At 43.9% G+C, this 1,829-nt stretch carries 3 protein-coding genes; all 3 read right to left on the minus strand.

The genetic code is table 11. From position 1 onward, the window contains the following. The coding region (locus ACLUWI_RS10035; protein ID WP_412147208.1) for a hypothetical protein at positions 1–296 on the minus strand (296 nt) is incomplete at its 3' end. A gap of 494 nt (positions 297–790) precedes the next feature. Next, positions 791–964 carry a hypothetical protein gene (locus tag ACLUWI_RS10040; RefSeq protein WP_412147209.1) on the minus strand — a complete coding sequence of 58 codons (174 nt, stop codon included), beginning with the start codon at positions 962–964 and terminating at the stop codon, positions 791–793. Between the two features lie 195 nt (positions 965–1,159). Beyond that, positions 1,160–1,829 (minus strand): replication initiation factor domain-containing protein (locus ACLUWI_RS10045; protein ID WP_412147210.1); only part of this gene is annotated, 670 nt, incomplete at its 5' end.

The following is a 1,829-nucleotide window of genomic DNA, read 5'->3' on the forward strand; positions in this document are numbered from 1 at the left end:
ATTCTGATGGAGTCCTTCAAATACCTTGGTGAATGAATGAAGGCCACCTGCTCTGGGGCCACATAACCATGCCTATGGCCGAAATCATCAAAGTAACAGCGACTGTTATCAATCACCTGTACACCTTCCCCAGACAGCTCGATAAACGGCTTCTGAAGCCATTCTCGCAGATCCTTATCAAGGCTTGCTTCCTTGTAATCAGCCACGATGGTCAGCCGGTCAATGGACACCTTGATGTGATCTTCCAACCCCATCAACTCAGCTGAATGACTTGGCATCAATTCGTTTTTTTGCATTTTAAAAGCCCCTTCCCTTGCACCACATGCAAAGGTTGGAGCTTGTCAATTTCTATTACAAAAAATTGCAGTTCCTAAATCAAAACATTGACTGTTTGATCTGGATCACCTACAATATTCATGTAATAAAAAAGAGTTCCAACCACGTGTTTCTTGTCGGCCAAAACTTGAAACGGCACGTGGTTTTCTTTTTGTCTTTTTTATTAATTCCTTATCAAAAATTATACCATGATGAAGATGGGATCCAACCCCTAAATTCACTTACTTTTTGTGAGCTAGGTTCCGTTTTTGATACCTTTAGCCGGCTGTTAGATGGAGCCGGCTATTTTTTGCCCACCACTCAAAAATTCTGCCGAGCTATTTTTTTTGAAGCTCACATCTGCTGATTTAATGCTCAGGCAGATACTCGCCCCCGTGTGCCCCACTTCTTTGTCGGAGGTGAGTACCTCACCACCGCCTTCGAAGTTTATCACGGGGGCTGTCTGCCTTGCGCCTTAAAGCAGATGCTTGCTTTGTGAGAGCCACTGCACAAGCTCATCAACATCAGTGATGCCTTGGCTCTCCAAGATGGCTACCAAGGCTTCATGTTTTACATCAGCAAGTTTGGCTTGATCATCAAAAGCCAAGCCAAATTCTTGCAGTACTTGTTCAAGATTTTTTTGAGACATCATAAAAATCTCCTTCCATGATTATTTTTGGAGTAAAAGAGCATAAGGGGGATCTACCACCGACAAGTCGGCGGCCCACCAGTGGCGGGGATCCGGGCAGTAGTGCCAATTTTCTCGCCTGTATAGGCTATTGATACGCTGATGTGACGTGGTTGTTACGCCTTGTCACTTGATAAATTACATGACACGCCAGGCTCATTTGGTCGTTTTCTCAAAAGTTTTTTCGTCCATGACCTCAACATTTTGCACATCAAATCTATTCATGATGGCTTGAAGCTCGCCTTCAAGTTTGTCAAAATCTCTGACAAAACTCCGAGCCATCGCTTGTGAAATTTCATTTTGATGGGTGCAACTTCTGAGTAATTCTCGCCATCTGTGCTTCGTTGCTCTTGGAGCATTTGCATAGATGGTTTGATCCATCATCATGGAAAAAACAATGGCTTGTTGTCTTGGACTGGGAAGACTTCTGTAATCAGGAAAATAGAATTTTTCCAAGGCTTCTTTAACGATCGCTGGATAATTTTTAGCCTTGGATCCCCGTAATTGAAGCTCAAATCGCCACCACGAATCGACATTGGCAAGGGCCCCATGCCGTGCCTCCTGTTCCTTCTTTTTGTTATAAAATCTGACCTGCTTTTCTGATGCAGACGAGCCATAATACGTGGTTTCAATCTCCCCATCCATGCCATAAAAAACCTTTTTGGTGATCCCAAACTGCCAGAACTGATACTGCTTCACTTGATCCAAATTGAAGATGTCGAAGGCGACATCGCATCGCGAAAAATGTTTATTTGGCAACCGCGCAATCAATGCTCGCAGCCACTTTCCACCTTCGCTCAGCATGCCGTGATTTGGATTAAAATCA

The sequence above is a fragment of the Limosilactobacillus mucosae genome (assembly GCF_046939755.1).
GTDB lineage: Bacteria > Bacillota > Bacilli > Lactobacillales > Lactobacillaceae > Limosilactobacillus > Limosilactobacillus mucosae_A.